Here is a 20,267-nt window from a genome sequence, read left to right as displayed (position 1 = left end):
CAGCGCAAGATCGTTCATGGTGGGTGTGGTCTCCGGGAAATGGTTCGGATCGGCTTAAGCAACCAAATCCTACGTCATTTCAACGGCTTGCGCCACATCCACCAACCCCCATGAATTTTTCAGGCTAGGATCCGGACCCATAAAGGGATTCCACTGACTGTGGTTTTATGAGTCACGGTCTCCAAAGGGAGGCCACAAATGAATCGCGATTATTTCTGGCTGACGGAGGAGCAGGTTTCGCGGCCGCAGGCGCTGCTGCCAACCGACACGCGCGGCAAGCCAAGAGTCGATGACCGCCGAGCGATTAGCGGCATCGTCCATGTCCTCAAGTCCGGCGGCCGCTGGGTCGATGCCCCGCAAGTCTACGGGCCGAGAAAGACGCTCTACAATAGCTTTGTCCGATGGGCTGCCAAAGGCGTTTGGGTCGACATCTTCCACGCCCTGGCCTCGGCTGGCGGTCCTCCGGCTGAGGTCCTGATCGACTCTTCGGCCGTGAAGGCGCATCGCTGCGCTTCTGGCGGCAAAGGGGGGAGCAAAATCAGGCGATCGGCCGGTCGCGCGGTGGGCGAACCACGAAGATCCACGCCCTGACCGATGGCCTGTGCCGCCCGATCGCTTTCCTCTTGACCGGTGGCCAGGTCGCCGATTGCAGCGCCGGAGATTTGCTTCTGGAGCAGATGCCCAAGAGCCCGATCCTGCACGCCGACAAGGGCTATGATACCAATGCCATTCGCCACAGGTCTAGGCTAAAGGGGCGATGCCGAACATTCCGCCGAAGCCAACCGGCGCTGGAAGAACTGCTTCTCCCCGTTCCTCTACCGTGATCGCAACGCCATCGAGCGCATGTTCGGACGGCTCAAGGATTTCCGCCGCATCGCCACCAGATACGATCGATCGGCCACGAACTTCCTCGCTGCCGTCTGCCTAGCCGCTACGGTCAGTTACTGGCTGTGACAGTTGTCCTCGACAAACAGAAGCGAACTTGCGCCCTGAAGCAGGGTGATCGCTTCAGAAACGGTGCGAAGGAGTATGTCACTCGCCGGCTCGATGTCGTGGATGAGGCCGGCGGCCTCACCAATCATGATCGCGGCTATTGTGGGATCGCCGCTTGCCCACGCTTCCCGGTAGGCAGCGGACTGCGCGTCAATGTCGGCGAGGAGATGGGCCTCATTGCCGTGCCAGGCTTCCGTAAAAGCATTCTTCCGAACGCGCAGTGAAAACCGCGATGGCCAATCCAGGCGGCGCGCTAGGTCCATCACCGAGGTTCGAACCGTGTCGTCTCCGGTCGCGGCAAGGGCAGCCTGGTGCAGATTTGGATGAACGAGAGCCTCCAACGAGGCCCAGAAACGTGATCCCATCACGGCGCCATCAGCGCCAAGCATCAGCGCCGCTGCAAGCCCACGACCATCGGCGATGCCACCGGCCGCGCAGATGAGCGTGTCCGGCGCCCGTCGCCGTACCAAGTTCGCGACCTCCGGAACAAATGTGAATGTCGCTCGCTTCTCACCGTGACCGCCGGCTTCCGCGCCTTGGGCGACGATAATGTCGGCTCCGGCATCAAGAGCGCGGCGCGCGTCGTCGAGGCTCTGGACCTGGCAGATCAAGGGGACCCCGGCGGCCCGTATCGCCGGCGAAAAAGGCGCCGGGTCGCCAAAGGATAGGAAAATCGCACTTGGTCGCCGCTCCAAGGCCTTATCGAGCAGGCGCGGGTTCCTGGCGAGTGACCAAGTTATGAAGCCGCAGCCGACAGGTCGGTTGCCAGATCGCTCGAACTCTCGCGTCAGCCAATCAGCGTCGCCATAGCCGCCGCCGATAAGACCAAGCCCTCCGGCTGAACTGACCGCACCTGCGAGTTCCCCGCCCGATGCGAATGCCATCGGCGCGCTGATGATCGGATGCTGCAGTTTAAGCCGATCAGTGAGACGGGTTACGATGCGCATCATCACTCCAACAGATTGCCTTGAGTATCGCAGGTTCGGTTGATCCTATCGAGCCCCGCTCAGCGCCCCGCGATTAACGGCAACCAGAGCCGCCAGCGCAGTCGACCGACGGTTATGAGTCCGGACCCTAACCCATCAGCAAACTTACGACCGGGCTTCGAGCCCGTCACCGATCGATCCAATGGCGCTGCGGTTACCTGGACGGACCTGAAAACCAGCCTGTCACAGCCTTAGCTTCGGTCCATCCTGCAATGCGGCACAAAGCAGATTTCAAGATCATGCGCGGCGTGAGATCTGCGTGTCCATCATCCTGAATCTCGCAGGCGCCAAATGGGCCTCGGCACATGAGGTCACTAACACTCTCGGTCTCTTTAGCCGCAGGCGGCAGTGAGCTCGGCTCAGCGCTCGTAATCGTTATCATTTGAGCGCTGGGTCTTGCGGTCCTGCTCTTCCGACTGCCGTGCCTTCTGTTTGTTGGCGTCCTTCTGCTTGGCTGCCACCTTCTCCTGCTCGGTGCCGGTGCGCGGCTGCTCCGGCTCGCGCGGATCGTCCCGAGTTGGAAGGTCTCGCCCTCGCGGCTCGCGCTCGGGGATCGGCTCGCCACCGCCACCACCACGACGCTGCTGCCGCTCGAATTGCAGCCGCGCGAGACGGTCGTGCATCTTGTCGTTCACCTCTTCACGATACTGTTCGAACTGTCCTTGATGCGCCGGCGGCAGCGTCTCGCGCATGTTGTCCAGAGCCTGATTGACGCGGGCCATCTGACGCCGCATTTCCAAGGGGGTCTGCGCCATGTCCAAATCTCCTATCAGTGCATTCAATTCTCTCATACCGGGATGGGACAGGAAAGACTTTTGCCCCGATTGATCAGCTCCGCGACCCGCGGCAGGACCTGGCTGCTGTCCCTCCCCTGTCCGATCGCGACGGAACCGCAGAAAATTGTTGCCGATCGACTCCGCTGCCGTGAGAGCCTGACCGACTATGCCCGCGGTCCGCATCGTCGTCACAGTCTTTTGCCATGCGGCAGCGATTGCATCGCCGTTCACGACAAGGGATTGTCCATCCAAACGGCGTTGCCGCTTGGCCTCCACTCGCTCGATCGTCCTGGCGCTGACCTGATAGCGCGGATCGCTCTGGGCGCGGCTATAAGCCCCGGCATGCTCCTTCGTGAACGGACGCGTCATCGCATGGTCCATGCGCCGCGTCGCCACCATCGCAATGCCGTTCTCGCGTGCTTTTTCCGCAAAGGTCTCGCGCCAGGCTGCGAGATCCGGCTTGTAGAATTTCAGGCGCTCGCCGTCGGCTGACCGTGCCTGCACCATCGCATGGATGTGGACGTGCTTGGTATCCTTGTGATGCGCCAGGACGAACTTGTATCCTGGCGCGCGCTCCTCGAGCACGGCGCGCGCCGCGGCCATGACGGCGTTCGCATCGGTGCCGGCTCTTGCCGAGAAAAGCAGGTGATAGGCATTGCGGCGCTCACGCCCCGAAAACTGCGGGCGCCATTGTTCGTAGACCGAAGCCGCCGCCTTGGCGGGGTTCCTCGCGCCCCGAATTGGCTCACCGTTCGCAGTGCAGACGTCTTTGTTTGTACGGATGAACTTTTGCAAAAAGTATTTCGCTTTGGGTTCACGGCTCACGGCCGCCGTTACCTCTGCCTTGGCGACCACCCCCACCGCGCCCATGGCTTCAGACAGGCGCGCTTCGATCTTGTCGAGCGCCTTGCTGCGCGAATTTTTTTCCCGACCGCCGGCGAGCACCTTGGCAAGCGGTCCGGCCCGCTCATCGGTATGGGCGTAAACCTCCACCGTCTGTCCATCCTGCGCATAGATGAACGGTTTTGCCCCGAAGGCCTTGCTCAGCGCCTCGCTCAAGGCGGCATCGGTGACCTCGCTAGCGAGATCGAAGCGAACCTCGATAAAATTGGTGTTTTCCAAGGGCGGTTCGAACGTCTCGCAAAACGATTCCAGGAACGCCTTTCTTGCGGCACCTGTCGCAAGCACCTGCCCGTCCTCGTCGAAAATCTCGATGTCGTGTTTCTCGCCTTTTTCGTCCTCGCGCTTCCCGATGTAATTGAGCAGCCGGGCGGCAGCTTCCTTGGTCGATGGCGGATTGGGCATGACCTTGAACACGGCAGGCTGCGCGCCCGCCGCATAGCCTGCCCGTGCCGCCACGGCCCGCGCCTGATAGCCCGTCCGCGCCGCTCGTGCCGTACCGCTCGGACGAACAGCACCACGACCACCGCCGCCGCGCCGCTTCCAGTCTTCCTCCTCCTCTTCCGGCCGGAAACCGGCGAGCGTGACGCCATAGATCATGATCGGCGCGCTAGCGGCCTTGGGCGAACTCGCAGCAGCAGTGGACTTCGGTGCCCTGCTGCACATGGAGCTCCCCGCCGCCCCCAATCCTCCCGGCGACGAACAATGGGCGCTCCTGCCGCCACCTGCCGTCGAGCCGCCTCCTTGCCCGAGGCGTCCGCCGCCACCGGTCCGCTCATAACTCTTCATCACCTGGAATTCACCGGCCGCGCGTCGGACGCCCGTCACGGACTTGTCGTCGTCGAGCTCCTCACGCTTCACGCCGGACTCGCCCCGCAGATAGCGTTCGATTTCGGCCGCGTAGCCAGCAAGACGACCGCTCATGGCCTGGCCTCCCTCGCCTTGCGTGACCCGCCAGTCATCGCCTTCAGTTCCTCGCGAAACTGCCGCACCAGGTTGCCCACGGCGACCAGCGCCTGTTCAAGATCCTCATCGTGGGCAACACGGCCGTCGTTCATGGCGCGCACGGCCTGATTGAAATTGATGCCAACGCGCCGCAGCTGATCGGTCATGTCCACGATCGCCGGCCGCAACGCCTCTGATGCGATAGGCAGATGCCCGGCCTCTGCCCGCACCAGACGCCGGACGACCTCGCTGACGGTAACGCCGTCTCGCTCCGCAATGGCTTTAAGGTTGGCCAGCTCGTCAGCCGAAAACCGGATGTGCGTCACCTCGCCGTAGCGTCGTGACGCGTTCTGTACCGCTGCTTTCTGGGCGCCTGCATCCATCTCTCAAGCCCGCTTGCGGGCGCTAAGGCCCGCCAGGGCCGCGCCGCCTATTTTGTGTGTATCACAAAATAGGCTATCCTGCCAGATGAGATGGAAAAGGACAAAGCCGACGTTCCTTTCTCACCAGCCCAGTTGTCAACCGCAGCGGGCCGGTCGCGATGTGTTTCCATCGTGACTTGATGTAGTGTGTCTATGATGCGTTGAGGACTTGTTTCCATGTTAACATGGAAACATCCGCCCTCTGATGCGTAGTCGGAAATGCGCAGTCGATGGGCCACCGGACCTATTCCTTCGCTGCAGATAGCAGCTGCGCAAAAACCGCACCGTGAACGAGCCCTTATTGGTGCGCGCCTGGGTTGCCAAACCAGTCTTCCCCGTTGACTATGTCACCATGTCTCGACCGTGATATTGTTCCATGTTGACTTGTTTCCATGTTAACATGGAAACAAGGAGACAACGCCGGAAGGAGGCCCCCATGATCATATCCGCTGCGATCCCCAAGGGCGGCACTGGCAAATCGACGATGCTGCGCGCCCTCGCATCCGTCGCGCTGCATCGGGGCTATTCGGTCACCCTTATCGACGGCGATCGGCGGCAGAACATGAATCGCTGGTTCCAGATGCTGGGCGACGCTGGCAATTGTCCTGACACGCTCCAGATAGTGAGCGCGATGACCCCGCAGGAAATCCTCCGCGCGGCAGCCACTCACAACGGTGAACGCTCGGTCGTCTTGATCGATACGGAAGGCACCACAAACGATAACCTCATGGCCGGGCTCTTCGCCGCCGATATTGTCGTCGTGCCGGTCTATTTTGCCCTCGACGATGTGACCGCCGCCATCCAGATCACCGACCACTACATCCCACTGGCGGTCGAGAGCCGGGGGAGACCGTTGCCAGCGATATTCGTGCTGACCAAGCAGACCATCATCGATGGCAGGGCGCGAGCTCTGACCGAACTGCGCGCCATCATCCAGGCCAACGGCACGCCCATTGCAGAACACGTCCTGCACAATCGCGTTGCCTACCGCGACCTTCAGACCGGGCAGACCCTTTACAGCCCCGAGCTGCCTGACGCGAAGGCGGTTGCCGAGAGCGAAGGGGTCTTTGACGACCTTCTGCAAACCTTCATCGAAGCCACAAGGAACGCGGCATGAGTGAAGAAACCGCGCCGAAACCCGGTGACGACAAGAAAGCCCGCATGATGAAGGCCATCTCCACGCAGCCGCCAGCGCTGCCGAGCCTGTTCATCCCACCAAAGGTCGAGACGTCAGGGACCAGGCAGCAAGCTACGCCACAGATGCAGGAACCGACAAAGCCGTCCCCGGCAGCCGGGCCCGATTTTCGCAAGCTGCTGCGGCAGGGTCAGAAAAAGGACCCCATCGCCGGAAAGAAGATTCGCGAGGAGGAGATGATCCGCTGCGGTTACTACCTGACGGCTGCGGAGCAGCGGCAGTTCAAGTTGCTGGCGATCAGCAACGGGCACAGCATGACCGAACTGCTGCGAAAGGCTGTGCAGGATTATATCCGCATTCATAAGCACAAACTGCCGAAGGAATAATCAGCGGTCGGGAGTCGCTATCGCATGCCGCGACGGGTGATGTTCGTGGCTCTTTTGCGACGCGCAAAAAAAGGGCCCGCGACGGAGCACTCCGTCGCGGGCCCTTGAGACGTGTTTGCCTACTTGGGTTGGTTGAGGTGTTTCAGCACCTCGCCGAGGATTGCGTCTCGCACCGGACGCCCGCTGGCTGCCGCTTTGTCGTCGACCAGCTTTGCGGTCAGTTTGGGCGACAGCGGCATGAAGTCGTATGAGATGGCTGCATGGCGAAGATCCTCAAGCGCTTCGGACGCGTGATCGCGGGTGCCAAGCCAGAGCGCGGACTCGTCGGTCACTTCGTGGGGGAACGCTTGCAGGAAGTAGGTGCGAAGCGGTGGGTCGTAACCGATGACAGCGTCTGGATCCGAGCGGACTTTTCCGGTGACGGTGCCAGTGACAGTGATGGTGTAGCGGCTCATTGCAACCTCCTTTTGCCGGTGGGGAAGCCGGCCCCTCGAGGGGCCGGCCACCAATGCCTCACTGGGGGTTGTTCCAGAGGATGACCTTCTTGTTTTCCTCGCCACCCGGGGCGGGAGCGAGATTGCCGAAGATGACGCCGATCTCGGGGGCCTCCAGCTTGACCGAGAGGTATTCCTCGCCCGAACGCTGGGAGATGCGGTGCCAGCCGGCTCCGATCTCGAAGCCCGTGCGCTTGTTGACGATCCGGTAGTCGGGGGCGTCCTCGCGCGACTTGTTGGTGTTCGGGATGAGGGTGATCGGGGCATTGACCCGGAGCGTGGCGAAGACGCCTTCCATCGAGCCGTCGGCTTTGGTGGTGAGGTTTGCGATCGTGGTGGCCATGGTAGTTCTCCTTCGGTTGCATCGGGACCATTCCCGATGGCGCCAAAGGAGAGGGCCGTCCTGCTGCGGTCATCTCGGCGAAAATTCTGGAAAATTCTATTTGCCCAAAAATAGCGGGCAGGCCCTTCGCCTGCCCGCAGACAAAAAACAGAAATCGAATTTTCCTGAATATTCGCCGAGTGTACCCCCAACGGGGGTTGACCGCACAAAGCAGGCGGTCGTCTACAAAGGCGACATGAAACGGGAATGGCCCCGGATGCGGCAGATGGACAAGACCTCAGGCCGCCATCGCTTGACCGCCGACGCAATGCTGCCGGATCGCAGGAACAGGCTGCAGCCTCTCGGGTCATGTCGTCGGCATCGCCAACACGTCGAACAGCAGCATGGCGCGTGAACCGCCTTGCGCGTTTGGCATGGCGGCACAGCGGTTTCGAGATCGGAGCCGACTGGCAGCGAACTTCACGCCCCACGGTGGCGATGCCTCGCAGCCAGGTTGGATGACCAAGCAAGCCAGGATGTTCGGCACACTTTCACCCGCTTCAGATGCGAGACGGGTCAAGATGAACCATCCGTACAACGCCCCGCGGCTCTGCGCGTGGGCCGGATTCGAAGTAGGGTTGGCCCCGGCCGTTCATACAAGTGGAGTTGGGGCGCGGAGCCGGATCAAGCATATCGGAGATCGGACCCACCGGGCTGTCGGGGAAACCGGGCGTACATCATCCTGGCAACGCCAGACGCTCGTCCGGCGTCCTGCGGGCTTCAGCCTGGCGGCGAATGTCCGGATCGACATGGCGGAGCATCGCGCACCAGTCTTCCACATTGTACGTGGTCGCCATCCGGCCCCTGGCCAGATCGTAAATGACGCACGGCTTGTTCGCGATGGCGAGCCGAAGCACGTTGACGGCCGTGCCCGGTGATGCGCCGTCCCAGACCATCATCCCAAAGTCGGCGCGCCGCACCATCTCCCGGTCCTTGGCGGCGTGGAACCAGTGCTCGTGAGCTCCTTCAGGAGAAGGAACATGGTAGGCGGCCCAGTCGCCCAGATTGTTGCGGGGTTCCTTGCCGGCATGGAAGACCCCGACGTGCTCGTACTTGTAGCCGGCGAGCAGGCCCTGCGCCTCGGCATCGGCTCCAGGCGCGTCGCCAACCAGCACGCCGTGCTCGGCAGCAACGATTGCGCCGATGCGAGCGATGGCAGGTTCCGGCAGCTCGAATATGTCGCGTGATCCACCTATGAATATCATCGACATGGTGACTTTCCCTTCTCTCCCGCGTCCCCCGCCCCGCGCCGGCCGCCCTCTCCCCTGGCCCTGCGCGAGGGATCGTCACCCGAAGGCCGAGACGGCAAAGCTGGCTCGGGAAGCGGCGGGACGCCGCGACGAGAGCCCGGCCGGCCGCAGGCCGGCGCGCCCGGATCCTGCAGCTGCCGGAGGCGCTACGCGCATCTGGCTAGTTGCGCTTCGCGCTTGGAGCTAGTGGTCTTTGTCGGCCAGCCAGAGGCTCACGTCCTGGATCGAGCGCATGGCCGCGAAAGAGAACGTCAATCCAGACGGCTGACGCGGCGGCCCTCGCTGCGCCCTTCGATAAAGGCGCCTGCGATTTTCATCATGAATGCCTTGCTGAAACGACCGAGGGGCTTACCGTCGGCTTCGATGTACCAGGAGCGTTCGGCAATATCGTAGTTGTATTCGTCAACCACGATCCAGCAGCGTTTGAGATCGGTCAGACCGGCGCGGCGGCACTCGATAGTGGAGATTTCCAAACCGACCCGATCGCTGGTTGGTGGCTGGGTGGTTATCGCCAGGAGCGCGAGATGGGTCAGGCCATCTCTTGCGCCGCGGACAGCGATGACCACGCAGGTGGGCCGGCTCTTGCGGTCTTCCGTTTCGCCGCGCTCGTGTTGCCATGCCCAAAGATAGGGGTAGGAGATCACCTGACCAGGCAGGAATCTACCGCTCATCATCGTATCCTTCCCCGCGCGCCAATCGGTCGATCTCGGCGGCGAAGAGTTCCGTGTGTTCCTCCGGCATCTCGGAGACACGGTATGCGCGGCGGGGATCGCCGCCGATGCGCATCCGTTCGTAGTGCTCGTAACTCATCAGCACGAACCGGGGTTTCCGGTGCTTGGTAAGAATAACGGGTTCGCGGCTGGCAACGTCGGTGACGTCGCCAACCTGCTTGTTGAGATCCCCCGTCGTGAACTGGCGCATGGCTGGACTCCTTATCGATCTCCATATTATCTGGATTTTCTAGATTTGCAAGAAAACGGCGCTCACGCGCCGTCCTCCGCGAACCGCCACACGGGGATGCCGAGCCGACGCGCCTTGTCGGCAAGGTTCTCGGTGATGCCGGAGCCGGGAAAGACGATCAGGCCGTAGGGCACCACCGAGAGAAGCTGGTCGTTGCGGCGGAACGGAGCCGCCTTGGCGTGCCGGGTCCAGTCCGGCCTGAAGGCGATCTGGGTGACCTTGCGGTTCTCGGCCCAGCAGGCGGCGATGCGTTCGGCGCCACGCGGGCTGCCGCCGTGGAGCAGGACCATGTCGGGATGCTTCTCGCGGGCCTTGTCGAGCGCGTTCCAGATCCGGTCGTGATCGTTGCAGTCGAGGCCGCCGGCGAAGGCGATTTTGGTGCCGGCCGGAACGAGCACCTCGGTTTCGGCGTGGCGGCGGGCGGCGAGGAAGTCTCTGGAGTCGATCACCGCTGCGGTCATTGCCTGGTGGGAGACCTTGGAGCCGGTGCGCGGCCGCCATGCCGATCCGGTCTGCGCCTCGTAGAGGTCGGCGGCCTCATCGCGCATGATTTCGAGCACGTTGCGGCGCTCGATATAGGTGATGCCCTCGGCCGTGAGCCGCTCCAGCTCGACCGACTTCACCTCCGAGCCGTCCTGCTCCTGCTGGCTCGAGCGCTGGGCCTCCTCGTTGCGGTCGAGGCTGCGGGCGACGCGCTCGGCGGCACGGTGGAAGACGTTTGCGAACGACCAGAGCAGGTCGTCGAGATCGGGTTCGAGCCTGGTGTCGCCGAGCATGCCGGCCAAGGTCTCGACGATCCCGGCGAGGCCAGTCCGGATCACCTCGTCGTCGGGAAGTGGCCGAGGATCAGGTTCGTCCTGATGCGGACGGTGGCCGTACATCTGCAGTTCGAGGATGACGCGGTCGGTCGGCGAGGAGGCGTGGTAGGGCTCGTAGGCGTCGTCGAGAGGAAGCTCGTAGGTCACGGCGTGTCTCCGTCGGTTGTGGCCCCGCCCCACGCGGCCCGCCCCCGCCTACCCGCCCCCCCCCCCCCCCGCCGCCCCCCCCCGCCCCCGTCCGCCGCCCCCGGGGGCCCGGGGGGGGCGGGGGGGGGGGCGGGGGGGGGGGGGGGGGGGGGGCCGCCGGGGGGGCCGGCGGGGGGCGCGGCCTCTCTGGTGGAGCGCCGCCATGTCTGCAGCCTGTCCGGCGACGCCGCGCCGGCCCGCGTGCCGGCCCGACCCATTCATCCGGGCGGCAGGAAGAGACGGGCATCCTCCGGGACGAGCTGGTCACTGAGCCATGCCGCGAGATGGGCCGGGCCGAGATGACGCAGGTCGTCGTTGAAATCGCCGAGCTGCGGCCGCAACACCAGGGCGAGGATCCCGGCTTCGCCGGCTCGCTGGCTGAGACGCTCGATGCCGTGCCGGCCGGCGGCATCGGCATCGGCCGCGATGTAGAGGCGGCGGCAGCCAGGCGGCAAGGTCAGGCCGGCGAGGTGATTGGCCGAAGTGGCGGCGGCAACCGGCAGCGCCGGCATCACCGTCCGGAGCGACGCCATCGTCTCGAACCCCTCGCCGGCGGCCATGACGGGCGCACCGGGCTGGTGGCCGAGCCATATGGCGTTGCCAAGAAGATGCCCGAGCGAGCGGCGGGGATCGGCGAGCTGCGCCTTGCCGTTGCCCGAAGCATCGAGCCAGGTGCGTTGCAGGCCTGTGGTCTGCCCGTTGAGGTTGGTGACAGCGGCAATCAGCGCAGGAAGCGTCCGCGTCTCGCCCGTTACGAGATCTCTGTAGTAACAGCCGGGATGGAAGCGCAGGGCACGCTCACGTGGGGAGAGCAGAATGCCGCGGCCGGCAAGATAGCGTTCGGCCAACGTGCCGGCGATCGGCTGGGACATGCCGAACAGGCGACGCGCGGCGTCGGGAGAGCCGCGTTTCGCGGCTAGCTGGCGCCGCGCGTCAGGAGCTTGGGGCGGTGGCAGCGGCATGGAGAGGAAGCGACGTGCTTCATCCGCGACCTCGCGGAAGTCGACCAGACCACAGCTCTGCTCGATGACGTCAAGCAGGTCGCCATATTCTCCCGATGACTCGTCGACCCATTTTCCGGCTGCCTTGCCGCCAACCGCCTTGAGCCGCACATGCATGGAACGGCCGCGTGTGTTGCGGACATCGCCGACCATCCAGTAATTGCCCGAGCGATGGCCCTTGGAGAGATATTCGCGGCACACCGCCTCGGCATGATCGCCAAGGCGGCGTGCCAGCTCGGAGGCCGAGGCGGTCATGATCGCCTCCCCTCAAGCCGCCGAGGTACGGTCGGTGACGCCAACCAGCGTGTGGCGATCGAAGAGGGAGGCGAGGATGGAGGACCCTTCCTCGGTCGTCGGGATGAACAGCCGGAGCTTCCAGGAGATGATCTCGGCGATCAGTCCCAGCGCCTTCAGCCGGGGAACCATGGCATCGATGAAGCCGATCAATTCGACACGGTAGTCGTTCATGATACGGCTGCGGCGCAGAATCAGGCCATCGGCGAGTTGCAGTCCGATCCGTCCGTCGACAAGCCCGGTCCAGGCATCTTCCGGCGCGAGCTTGGGTACATCGTCGAACCCCAGATTGCGCAACATGGTCGCGAAAAGAGTCGGCGCGATGTGACGACCGATGATGCGTTCGCCGGCATCGGTCTGGATCCGGTAGACCTGACAATCATGATCCGGCAGCCGACGCCAGATCGGCAACAGCAGACCCGTCACGATGTGAAAGGTGCTGGTGGTGAACTCCGGGACGGCGGTGACTTCTGCCTGCCACAGCTCGCAGAACAGTTTTCGGTCGGCGGGCTGCCAGTGGGTCTCGGCAAGGGCGTCGAGACCGAAGCGCAGTTCGTCCGTCGGCCGCAGCAGGCGCACTCGGTGTTCGACGGTTCCGTCGTCGAGCATCAGGCTCGCCGTGGGAACCCGGATCGCCGTGCGGTTCGATCGCGTGTTCACCAACAGAACCGCTTGCGGTTCCGCCCGGACGATGGCCAGCGCGTCGACGAGGCTGAGCGGCCGTGTACGGTCCTTGCGCGCGACGGTCAGCACATGCGACTGCGCGCCCGAGACCGGGTGCGAGTAGACGGTGCGGCGATCGGTGACGACGATGCTCTCCGCCGTGATCGTCTCCAGACCTTTGTCATAGGAGCCGGCAGCGATCGCGCCCTCGACCTTCGCCGCCATCAACTGCTCGAACACCTCGAACAGCAGGTTCTGGGTTTCGATGCGCAGCGCCAGCAGGCGATTGAGCCAGGTCGTGATCGGCGGCAGTTCGTCGCGCAGCCCGCCCTCGTCAGTCGTCAGCGACAGGCCGGTCACGGTCTCGAAGGTCGTGAGCGAGCAGCCCTCGATCCTGCCCTGATGCAGCAGCATGTAGAATTGGCGAAGTGCGGCCCGCGCGTAGGGGCTTTCGAGATTGTCCTCGGCACGGAACAGCCCTGCCCCGCCGGTCTGGCGCTGGCCGCGCGTGATCGCGCCCAGCGTGTCAAGCCGCCTGGCGATCGTCGACAGGAAGCGTTTGCCGGCCTTCACATTGGCGGCCATGGGCCGGAACAGCGGCGGTTGCTTCTGATTTGTGCGGTGGGTCCGCCCGAGACCCTGGATGGCGTTGTCCGCGCGCCAGCCGGCCTCGAGCAGATAGTGCTTGCGCAGCCTCTGGTTCCTGACCCCGAGATCGGCGTGATACGAACGGCCGGTACCGCCGGCGTCCGAAAAGATCAGCACGCGCTTCTCGTCATCCATAAAGCTCTGGGTCTCGGCGAGATTGGCCGAGCCAGGGCGATTCTCGACGGCAAGCCGGTCGATGCCGCCGCGGCCGGTCTTCTTCACGATGCGGCGGGACCGGCCGGTCACCTCGGCGACGGTGTCGGCGCCAAAGTGATGGATGATCTGATCGAGCGCGCTACCGACCGGCGGCAGCGATGCGAGTTTTTCGATCATCTCGTCGCGCCGGCGAACAGCCTCCCGGCATTGAACCGGGTTGCCATCTTCGTCGTGGACAGGCCGCGAACAGACATAGCCTTCGGCGTCCGAATATTCCTCGAACAACTGGGTGGGGAAGGAGTGCATCAAGTACCCGCCGACATACTCGCGCGGCGTGACGTCGACATGCAGGTCCGACCATTCCTCGGTCGGGATCTCGGCAAGGCGTCGTTCCATCAGCGCTTCGCCCGTCGAGACAATCTGCACGACTGCCGAATGGCCATCGGCAAGATCCTGTCCGATCGCGCCGATCAGGGTCGGCGTCATCGTCGAGGTAATCAAATGCGAAAAAAACGTTGCTTGGTGCTCTCGAACGCCGAGCGCGCCGCCGCCTTGGCGTTGCGGTTCAGCGTGCCGGACTCACTGGTGATGTTGGTCGCCTCGAGTGCGGCGGTCAGGTTGTTGTGGATGACCTGGAAGGCGTCCGCATAGCCGTTGTAGATGCGAATCTGCTCGTCGGTCAGCTCATGCTCGAGCAAGTCGTATTCGACACCGTCATAGGAGAGCGAACGCGCCGTATAGAGGCCAAGCGACTTGAGATCGCGGGCGAGCACTTCCATCGCCGCGACACCGCCGTCCTCGATTGCTGCCACGAACTCGGCTCGGTTGGCGAATGGAAAATCCTCGCTGCCCCAGATGCCGAGACGCTGCGCATAGGCGAGGTTCTCGACGGCGGTCGCACCGGTCGCGGAAACGTAGACGACGCGCGCGTCGGGAAGGGCGTGCTGCAGCCGCAGCCCCGCCCTGCCCTGCTGCGAGGGCGCGACGTCGCCACGCTCGCTTTTGCCGCCAGCGGCATTGGCCATGGCGTGCGCCTCGTCAAAGATGATGACGCCATCGAAAGATTTTTTGGCCCCCGACTGGTTTTCTCCAATCCCTGTCTGGCTTTCTTTAATCCCCGTCGGGCCTTCGTTCCTTCCCGCCGAGTTTTCTCTGTTCCCCGTCGGGCATTCGTCCCTCCTCGCCGGCTTCTCTCCAGTCCCCGCCGGGCCTTCGGCCCTCGCCTCTTGTCCAACCCAGTCGAGGATCTGGGCTATCCGGGATTTCTTGCCTCCCCGTTCCTGCGAGCGGAGCGTGGCGTAGGTCGTGAACAGGACGCCCTCGGCAAGGCGGATCGGCGTGCCCTGCCGATAGCGCGACAGTGGCTGGACGAGGAGTTTTTCCTGGCCAAGTGCCGCCCAATCGCGCTGAGCGTCCTCAAGCAATTTGTCCGACTTGGAAATCCAGATTGCACGGCGGCGGCCCTGCAGCCAATTGTCGAGGATGATGCCGGCGACTTGCCGTCCCTTGCCGCAGCCGGTTCCATCGCCCAAAAACCATCCACGGCGAAAGCGGACAGCGTTCGCAGCACCTTCTGGCGCGGCCGAGACGACATCGCAGGTTTCGTCGACCGTCCAGGTCCCGGCGAGATAGCCGCAATGGGCTTCGCCGGCGTAGATGACGCTTTCGAGCTGGGCGTCCGACAGCAGGCCCTCGTCGATGATCTCATCAGGAAGAAGCGGGCGATAGGAAGGTTTTGGCGGCGCCACGGCGGCCATTGCGGCCGACTGCACGAGCGGCGTCGGATGCGGTTTTGCGCGGGGAATGTCGATCGACTGGAGCGCGTAGGGTTCGTAGATCGTGTCGGTGAGCCGGCCGCCCTCCTCCGGCATCCAGTCGCGTAGCTCATAGGCGAGGGGGACCGCCGGCGTGCTGTTTGCCTTGACCTGGCGGGCGGGTTTCGCCTGCGCAATCGGGCGGAACGGTTGGATGGCCTTCGGAGCAGCCGTTGAGACAGCGAGGGGTGCGGCTCTTGCCCCCGATCGGGCACCCATGTGCGCTGCTGCCTTCCTCAGGATCCCGTGCGACAGAGCGCCGATCGAATCCGGAAAGCCGCCCGGTGTCCGGGGCGGCAGATCCGTGATCCAGGAGAGCAACGTTTCGACATCTGCGGCCTTGCCGGGCGACCGGATGAAGCCGGTCGGGTCGGTGGCCGGTACCTTGTCGATAATTGTCAGGCGGGTCTCAGTGGTGGTGCCATGGCGGGCATAGACACGGCCGTCGATCGCTGCGGTGAAGACAATGGTGCCCTGCTGCTGCAACCGTTCGAAGGCCGGCCGCCATTTGGGGCTTTCCGAAGACAGCCCGGTGCCGGTGATGGCGACCAGGCGCCCGCCCGGACGCAGGCGTGCGAATGCGGAGGAGAGGTGCCGCCATGCCGCATCGGCGACATGGCCGTCGACATAGGCGCCGACGGTGAAGGGCGGATTCATCAAGACGACGGACGGCTTGATCGCAGGTTCGAGATGATCGTCGATATGGGCAGCGTCGTGCCGAGAGACGGGCATGCGCGCAAACAGCAGGCCGAGGAGATCGGCCCGCGTCGCGGCAAGCTCGTTGAGGGCGATCGAGGCGCGCGCCATCTCGGCATGGACGGCGAGCAGACCGGTGCCGGCCGAGGGTTCGAGAACGAGGTCGCAAGATGCGATCGCCGCGGCGTGCGCTGTCACGAAGGCAAGCGGCAAGGGCGTCGACAGCTGCTGCATGGCCTGGCTCTCGTCGGACCGTCGCGTATGGGTGGGAAGAAGGTCGGCGATGCGCTTGATCATCGCCAGCGTTGCCTGGGGCGTGGTGGACCGGGACAGGATCGCAGGGCCGAACCGGCGCAAGAACAGCACCTGGGCGACTTCGAGCGCCTCATAGGCGTCCTTCCAGACCCAGAACCCTTGCGCATCGCTGCCGCCAAAACCTGTCGTCATGGCGGTGCGCAGTGCGGCGGTGGTGACAGGCTTGCCCTGCTCGAGGAAAGGCAGAAGCCGCATTGCCGCTTGATAGATTGCCTGGGCGTTGTTGATGGAGGCCGGCGTCGGCGCGTCGAGGGGAGCGGCAGTCCGCGCAACGGCAGGTGTGGTCGAAACGATGTTCATGGAGATGTCCTTCGCGAGAGGGGGGGCGCCCGCGCCGGCACTCTCTCCGCGCCAGCCGGGCCGCGCTTCTCCCCGCTCCCCTCTGCCTCTGGCGCCGATCCAACAAACGGGTTGCGCTCTGCGCAAACCCATGACTTGATGCGCGCACAGGGATGCGGCGGCGACCTGGAGCTGCGGAGGTGATGCGACGGTTCAGAATTGGCAGTGAGGTCTACGAGGAGGCAGCGCCTGACCTGCAGGCGGCGCTGGCGAACGCCTATGCCCGCACCGAGCGTCCGCTATGCCTGTGCCGCGAGCCGGGCTGCCCGATGTACATCGCCCGCATCGGCGACCTTCACCTGATCAAGCGCATGCCGCTGAGCGGCGGCGGGCATGATCCATCCTGTGATTCATATGAATCGCCTTACGAGCTGTCCGGCCTGGGCGCCTTGATGGGCAGCGCGATACAGCTCGATCCGCAAAGCGGCTTGGCGGCTTTGAAACTCGATTTCAGCCTGTCGAAGACGGGGAGCCGGGCAGCGTCCGCGCCTGCTGGCCAGAGCTCCGCCAGTGTAGCCGCCGACCCCAGGAGGATGTCGCTGCGTGGCCTCCTCCATTATCTGTGGCACGAGGCCGAATTGACGGTCTGGACATCCCGATGGGCTGGCAAGCGACATTGGTGGAATGTCCGCTGGCATCTGCTCGAGGCTGCCGGGCAAATGACGGTGAGGGGCGGGCCGCTCGCGGATATCCTGTTCGTGCCCGAGCCATTTCGCGCCGAGAACAAGGAAGCGATCGAGCAGCGTCGCAATGCGGTTCTTGCACCTGCGCTCCCGCCGAAATCCGGCCCACGAAAGCTGCTGGTCCTGGTCGGCGAGGTGAAAGAGATTGTTCCTGCCCGCTCCGGTCAGAAACTCGTCATCAGGCACCTGCCCGGTTTTCCCTTCATCATCGACGATGCATTACATCGGCGTTTGCCGGTACGTTTCGAGAAAGAATTGTCGCTGTGGGGAGCAGATTCCAGCTCACATCTGATAGTGATCGCGACCTTCGGATTGAACCCGGCCGGTCTCGCCATTGTCGAGGAGGTCGCGTTGATGGTGGTGTCCGAGAACTGGATTCCTTACGAGACGGTTCCGGAAAAGCGGCTGGTCGACGCGCTCGCCCGCCTTCGCGAGAAGAGCGTGAAGGGATTGCGCTACGACCTGCAAACCGACCAGCCGATCGCCAACGCTTTGCTCCAGAACAGGCAGCAGCCGATCGCGCTCTTTGTCGTCCCCGCCGGTGCGGACGAAACATTCGAGGCTTCGTTGCAGGATATGGTCGCGAACCGGCCGGAGATGGGTGCGTGGACCTGGCGGGTCGGTGACGGGGAGATGCCGGCCCTTCCATAGGCTGGGAACGACATCTCAGATTTCCATCAATGCCGTGAATCGATTGGCGGCCATCGATTCAGACATGCGTTGGACAAGGATCCCCGTTGTCTTGGACCATGACGGTATGGTGAGGGGTGACCAGCGATCGTCTTTTTCGGTGACCATGCTGTGGGTTTGCGAAGATCCGCGGCGTAAGCACAGTGGGCGCCTGATCGTTGTCAGCGTTGAACTCGGCATGCCATTCGAGCTGTCCGAACCCCGCGTTGCATCGGCGAGCGAGACGCTGGAGAGTTGGCTTTCGCATCGGCGTCCGTCCAGGGCGGCACCGCGGTCGATGGTTGCGTTGGGTGGACGATAGGCCTTGGCCAGCGTAGATGTGACCCGATCCCGCAACGGACCGATTCCCATCCGAAGGTGGTGCAATAAATGAAGCGGCAGAGCCCACCCTTCATCGTCGAGGTGAAGAAGAAGCGTGGCGAATCCGCGCGGCAGCGTTCGATCTAGGGAAATCTCGATCTCGCTGCGATCGACGCGGAAACGGCGCGGGAGCTGACGAAGATCAAGTCGGATGTTAGCTGTTATGGCGAGTCATCCGGCGGGTCGCGGCGTTCTTCGATAATCGCCCTGGCCTTCTCGACTGCCGCGATCGCCTTCGGCAGCCAGCGCTCGAACTCTACTTTGGAAAGGCCCATCGGCTGGGATGGTTCTGGATCGCGGAGGTTGGGACGGTCGGGCACGGCTGAGGACGAAGACCTCGTCCGTGTTGGCCTCGAACAGCATTAGGATGCGGTCGCCGATGGCGACACATTCGTTGATCCAGCGACGATCGGAATCGCGGTACCTTGTAGTTCGATCGGGCGGCACATAGACAATCGTGAAGTGTGACAGCGTCTCGCCCGTCGGCGCCGCATAGAAGTGCTCTTCCACCTCGATGACGACCCCGCCGGTGCTGTAGGAGGTGGCGACCGTGTCGCCGGGACGTACGGGATCGGCGACCGTTAGCGCTCCTGGGGGCGTGCGCCGGTATTGGCGGCGATCTGGGGCACCGAGGCTTGCGGTGTAGGTCGAGTACGCCATAGGTGTCCTTGCCGGCCCCTGGCGGGTGTTTACGGGGGGTCCGCATCGTTGTCTCCTCCCCTCCTGGCGCCTCGTGCGCGAGTTGCCGGCAAGCGGCTGTCGATCTCGTCGTCCGACAGGTCTTCGAGCAGTTTCAGGATCGTTCGTGGCCACCGTTGTTGACGAGAACGACGCGTTTGCCACGGTGGTCCGCGGGCCAGGTGTGGGGATTGATCTCGCCGGCGATCCCCCTGAAGTCGGGATGCGTCGCGTTCCAGATCGCCTCGAGCTTTTCCGCGCGGGTCATGCTGTCGCTCGCGCCGGTCTCGTGGGCGATGATTGCGGCGCGCATCTTGTGTCCGGGGATTGCCGATCCGTGAGGTCGCAAAAGCCATGAAAACAGCGTTCGCGGCCCCGGATCCGGATCGCGAAGAATACGCTGGTCACGTTGCCGGCCTTGAACTCCGACATGCCGAACATGCCGGTGCGCTTGAAGAGCGGCGGCAGCAAATCGAGCATGAAATGGTATTCTGACGCGGTGATCTGGAACCACTCGCCTGAATAGGGAGTGCCGGAAAGCAGATCGATGCCGGGAGTATCTTTGTGTCGGCTGAACAGTTGGAACATCTGCTCGCGGGTGGCGACGCCGTCGAGCACCTTCCTGAAGGGTGGATGTGCGGTCATGGGGTTCTCCTGAACGCGGGTCGGCCGCGCGCGGCATGAACCGCGTCGTCGCAAGTGCTTGGTGATGTTGTGGCTGTCGACTGGCCGAGCCTGCGGCCAGCGTGTGCACCGGCGATGATGGGGTTTGCAGGGTTCAGGCGGCGCGTCGTTCGGAGGAAGGCGAAGCGTCTCGACCAACCCCGGTGATGGCACGGACGGCGGCGGCGAGCGCCGGGATATCGTCGAGCATGCCGAGCGCGACGAAGTGGTTGGCCCCGCCGGTATAGTCCTTGCGGTCCTTGCAGGTGCGGATCAGGATGCCGTGACCTGAGGACAAACCGAACTGGCCGACCTGGATGTAGGCGCGGTGATGGTGCAGGGTAATTTCACCGGAAACGGCTATGCCCGCCTTGTTCGAGCGCAGGTCGAAGCTTCCTGCGGCAGGGCAAGTTCGTTAGCGAGTTTCTTCAGCCGTGAACGGGCTGTCGTGTGAAAACGTCTCTTCTGCTGCTCGTCATAGGAGCAGCTTCTGTTCCAGTCGAACATGTCGATCTCCATGAAATGGAACAGGCCCGGGGGGGGGGGGGGGGGGGGCCGGCGGGGGGGGGGGGGGGGGGGGGGTGGGGGGGGGGGGGGGGGGGGGGGCGGGGCGGGGGGTCGGGCGGGAGGCGTG

At 63.9% G+C, this 20,267-nt stretch carries 19 protein-coding genes and 1 pseudogene; 4 read left to right on the top strand and 16 right to left on the bottom strand.

The genetic code is table 11. From position 1 onward, the window contains the following. Window positions 1-198: 198 nt before the first annotated feature. Window positions 199-954: pseudogene (locus tag NKJ23_RS32950) on the top strand (IS5 family transposase). Here NKJ23_RS32950 and NKJ23_RS32945 read toward each other — a convergent pair. The 3 genes from NKJ23_RS32945 to NKJ23_RS32935 form a co-directional block, all read right to left on the bottom strand. Further along, on the bottom strand, window positions 942-1,940 hold the full coding sequence (locus tag NKJ23_RS32945; RefSeq protein ID WP_352496600.1) for an NAD(P)H-dependent flavin oxidoreductase: 999 nt from the start codon (window positions 1,938-1,940) through the stop codon (window positions 942-944). The pseudogene NKJ23_RS32950 and the gene NKJ23_RS32945 overlap by 13 nt on opposite strands. A gap of 398 nt (window positions 1,941-2,338) precedes the next feature. Further along, entirely contained in the window at window positions 2,339-4,072 is a 1,734-nt protein-coding gene (locus tag NKJ23_RS32940; protein WP_352684892.1) for a relaxase/mobilization nuclease domain-containing protein, read from the bottom strand. Window positions 4,073-4,575: 503 nt separating this feature from the next. Continuing rightward, complete coding sequence (locus NKJ23_RS32935; protein WP_352496602.1) at window positions 4,576-4,983, bottom strand: ribbon-helix-helix domain-containing protein; 408 nt, start codon at window positions 4,981-4,983, stop codon at window positions 4,576-4,578. Between the two features lie 475 nt (window positions 4,984-5,458). Here NKJ23_RS32935 and NKJ23_RS32930 point away from each other — a divergent pair, with 475 nt between their 5' ends. Further along, a complete protein-coding gene (locus tag NKJ23_RS32930) occupies window positions 5,459-6,139 on the top strand; it encodes a nucleotide-binding protein (protein WP_352468592.1) in 681 nt (226 codons plus the stop codon). Further along, the gene (locus NKJ23_RS32925; protein WP_352468574.1) at window positions 6,136-6,543 is read left to right on the top strand and encodes a hypothetical protein; all 408 of its coding nucleotides are present in this window, start codon (window positions 6,136-6,138) and stop codon (window positions 6,541-6,543) included. The genes NKJ23_RS32930 and NKJ23_RS32925 overlap by 4 nt, the downstream gene beginning before the upstream one ends. 119 nt (window positions 6,544-6,662) lie before the next feature. Here the strand turns inward: NKJ23_RS32925 and NKJ23_RS32920 are convergent, their stop codons facing one another. From NKJ23_RS32920 to NKJ23_RS34815, 9 genes are all read right to left on the bottom strand, one after another. Next, complete coding sequence (locus tag NKJ23_RS32920; protein WP_352496603.1) at window positions 6,663-6,998, bottom strand: hypothetical protein; 336 nt, start codon at window positions 6,996-6,998, stop codon at window positions 6,663-6,665. A 58-nt stretch (window positions 6,999-7,056) separates the two neighbouring features. Beyond that, a complete protein-coding gene (locus tag NKJ23_RS32915) occupies window positions 7,057-7,380 on the bottom strand; it encodes a DUF736 domain-containing protein (RefSeq protein ID WP_006205585.1) in 324 nt (107 codons plus the stop codon). Between the two features lie 716 nt (window positions 7,381-8,096). After that, the gene (locus tag NKJ23_RS32910) at window positions 8,097-8,630 is read right to left on the bottom strand and encodes a hypothetical protein (protein ID WP_352496604.1); all 534 of its coding nucleotides are present in this window, start codon (window positions 8,628-8,630) and stop codon (window positions 8,097-8,099) included. A 290-nt stretch (window positions 8,631-8,920) separates the two neighbouring features. Continuing rightward, on the bottom strand, window positions 8,921-9,340 hold the full coding sequence (locus NKJ23_RS32905) for a hypothetical protein (protein ID WP_352496605.1): 420 nt from the start codon (window positions 9,338-9,340) through the stop codon (window positions 8,921-8,923). Continuing rightward, window positions 9,330-9,590, bottom strand: a complete 261-nt coding sequence (locus NKJ23_RS32900) for a type II toxin-antitoxin system prevent-host-death family antitoxin (protein ID WP_352483438.1) — start codon at window positions 9,588-9,590, stop codon at window positions 9,330-9,332. Before NKJ23_RS32900 ends, NKJ23_RS32905 begins: the two co-directional genes overlap by 11 nt. Window positions 9,591-9,652: 62 nt before the next feature. Beyond that, window positions 9,653-10,594 (bottom strand): DUF2493 domain-containing protein, encoded by a 942-nt coding sequence (locus NKJ23_RS32895; RefSeq protein ID WP_352496606.1) that lies wholly within the window; start codon window positions 10,592-10,594, stop codon window positions 9,653-9,655. Between the two features lie 257 nt (window positions 10,595-10,851). After that, window positions 10,852-11,889 (bottom strand): DUF7146 domain-containing protein, encoded by a 1,038-nt coding sequence (locus NKJ23_RS32890; RefSeq protein ID WP_352468580.1) that lies wholly within the window; start codon window positions 11,887-11,889, stop codon window positions 10,852-10,854. Window positions 11,890-11,901: 12 nt separating this feature from the next. Then, entirely contained in the window at window positions 11,902-13,881 is a 1,980-nt protein-coding gene (locus tag NKJ23_RS34820; protein WP_352496607.1) for a strawberry notch C-terminal domain-containing protein, read from the bottom strand. An 11-nt stretch (window positions 13,882-13,892) separates the two neighbouring features. Then, complete coding sequence (locus NKJ23_RS34815; protein WP_352496608.1) at window positions 13,893-16,520, bottom strand: strawberry notch-like NTP hydrolase domain-containing protein; 2,628 nt, start codon at window positions 16,518-16,520, stop codon at window positions 13,893-13,895. 182 nt (window positions 16,521-16,702) lie between these two features. Between NKJ23_RS34815 and NKJ23_RS32880 the strand changes: the two genes are divergently transcribed. After that, complete coding sequence (locus tag NKJ23_RS32880; RefSeq protein WP_352468582.1) at window positions 16,703-17,893, top strand: DUF1173 domain-containing protein; 1,191 nt, start codon at window positions 16,703-16,705, stop codon at window positions 17,891-17,893. A gap of 570 nt (window positions 17,894-18,463) precedes the next feature. On the opposite strand, the gene NKJ23_RS32875 is transcribed toward NKJ23_RS32880, so the two are convergent. From NKJ23_RS32875 to NKJ23_RS32860, 4 genes are all read right to left on the bottom strand, one after another. Next, window positions 18,464-18,952 (bottom strand): hypothetical protein, encoded by a 489-nt coding sequence (locus tag NKJ23_RS32875; protein ID WP_352496609.1) that lies wholly within the window; start codon window positions 18,950-18,952, stop codon window positions 18,464-18,466. A gap of 133 nt (window positions 18,953-19,085) precedes the next feature. Further along, window positions 19,086-19,238 carry a hypothetical protein gene (locus NKJ23_RS32870; protein WP_352468584.1) on the bottom strand — a complete coding sequence of 51 codons (153 nt, stop codon included), beginning with the start codon at window positions 19,236-19,238 and terminating at the stop codon, window positions 19,086-19,088. Next, the gene (locus NKJ23_RS32865) at window positions 19,235-19,615 is read right to left on the bottom strand and encodes a DUF1419 domain-containing protein (RefSeq protein WP_352516378.1); all 381 of its coding nucleotides are present in this window, start codon (window positions 19,613-19,615) and stop codon (window positions 19,235-19,237) included. Before NKJ23_RS32865 ends, NKJ23_RS32870 begins: the two co-directional genes overlap by 4 nt. Before the next feature lie 133 nt (window positions 19,616-19,748). Continuing rightward, a complete protein-coding gene (locus NKJ23_RS32860; protein ID WP_352496610.1) occupies window positions 19,749-19,931 on the bottom strand; it encodes a hypothetical protein in 183 nt (60 codons plus the stop codon). Window positions 19,932-20,267: the final 336 nt, after the last annotated feature.

The organism is Mesorhizobium sp. M0184 (assembly GCF_040322215.1).
Classification (GTDB): domain Bacteria; phylum Pseudomonadota; class Alphaproteobacteria; order Rhizobiales; family Rhizobiaceae; genus Mesorhizobium.
The sequence above is the reverse complement of the archived record's forward strand: the minus strand, read 5'-3'. Positions and strand labels throughout refer to the sequence as shown.

Excerpts from the sequence above, each read along its gene's own strand:
- NKJ23_RS32910 (WP_352496604.1), bottom strand. The coding sequence starts at position 8,630 with ATGTCGATGATATTCATAGGTGGATCACGCGACATATTCGAGCTGCCG.
- NKJ23_RS34820 (WP_352496607.1), bottom strand. The coding sequence starts at position 13,881 with ATGACGCCGACCCTGATCGGCGCGATCGGACAGGATCTTGCCGATGGC.
- NKJ23_RS32905 (WP_352496605.1), bottom strand. The coding sequence starts at position 9,340 with ATGAGCGGTAGATTCCTGCCTGGTCAGGTGATCTCCTACCCCTATCTT.
- NKJ23_RS32915 (WP_006205585.1), bottom strand. The coding sequence starts at position 7,380 with ATGGCCACCACGATCGCAAACCTCACCACCAAAGCCGACGGCTCGATG.
- NKJ23_RS34815 (WP_352496608.1), bottom strand. The coding sequence starts at position 16,520 with ATGAACATCGTTTCGACCACACCTGCCGTTGCGCGGACTGCCGCTCCC.
- NKJ23_RS32890 (WP_352468580.1), bottom strand. The coding sequence starts at position 11,889 with ATGACCGCCTCGGCCTCCGAGCTGGCACGCCGCCTTGGCGATCATGCC.
- NKJ23_RS32945 (WP_352496600.1), bottom strand. The coding sequence starts at position 1,940 with ATGCGCATCGTAACCCGTCTCACTGATCGGCTTAAACTGCAGCATCCG.
- NKJ23_RS32865 (WP_352516378.1), bottom strand. The coding sequence starts at position 19,615 with ATGACCGCACATCCACCCTTCAGGAAGGTGCTCGACGGCGTCGCCACC.
- NKJ23_RS32900 (WP_352483438.1), bottom strand. The coding sequence starts at position 9,590 with ATGCGCCAGTTCACGACGGGGGATCTCAACAAGCAGGTTGGCGACGTC.
- NKJ23_RS32880 (WP_352468582.1), top strand. The coding sequence starts at position 16,703 with ATGCGACGGTTCAGAATTGGCAGTGAGGTCTACGAGGAGGCAGCGCCT.
- NKJ23_RS32925 (WP_352468574.1), top strand. The coding sequence starts at position 6,136 with ATGAGTGAAGAAACCGCGCCGAAACCCGGTGACGACAAGAAAGCCCGC.
- NKJ23_RS32930 (WP_352468592.1), top strand. The coding sequence starts at position 5,459 with ATGATCATATCCGCTGCGATCCCCAAGGGCGGCACTGGCAAATCGACG.
- NKJ23_RS32920 (WP_352496603.1), bottom strand. The coding sequence starts at position 6,998 with ATGAGCCGCTACACCATCACTGTCACTGGCACCGTCACCGGAAAAGTC.
- NKJ23_RS32875 (WP_352496609.1), bottom strand. The coding sequence starts at position 18,952 with ATGGCGTACTCGACCTACACCGCAAGCCTCGGTGCCCCAGATCGCCGC.
- NKJ23_RS32935 (WP_352496602.1), bottom strand. The coding sequence starts at position 4,983 with ATGGATGCAGGCGCCCAGAAAGCAGCGGTACAGAACGCGTCACGACGC.
- NKJ23_RS32870 (WP_352468584.1), bottom strand. The coding sequence starts at position 19,238 with ATGACCCGCGCGGAAAAGCTCGAGGCGATCTGGAACGCGACGCATCCC.